Origin of the sequence: Ochrobactrum sp. XJ1, assembly GCF_024701725.1 — a bacterium.
GTDB lineage: Bacteria > Pseudomonadota > Alphaproteobacteria > Rhizobiales > Rhizobiaceae > Brucella > Brucella anthropi.
Genome location: NZ_VDGD01000074.1, coordinates 1 through 249, shown reverse-complemented (window position 1 = coordinate 249; position 249 = coordinate 1). Strand labels below are relative to the sequence as shown.

The window sequence follows — 249 nt, the reverse complement described above, 5'->3', positions numbered from 1 at the left end:
CGGAGGTCATCCCGGCATTAACCAGTGCGGGAGTGTTCGGCATGGCGCGGATAATTTTCCGGTCATGGCCCAGCGCGCGGGCAAGCTGGTCGAGCGTGACACCTGCAGCAATAGAAACGACCAGAGAGTCTTTATTCAGGCTGGAGGTGATTTCGCTAAGCACTTTAATCATGATGCCAGGTTTAACGGCAGCAAAAATGATGTCGGCGATTTGCGCCACTTCTTGCGCCGATTCTTCGGCGTTGATGC

Annotated in this window: 1 protein-coding gene; it reads right to left on the bottom strand. The window is 54.6% G+C overall.

What is annotated here, in order from left to right:
* Nucleotides 1-249, bottom strand: a 249-nt coding sequence (locus FG152_RS27200) for a pyrroline-5-carboxylate reductase family protein (RefSeq protein ID WP_498989488.1), incomplete at both ends; no start/stop codon positions are given.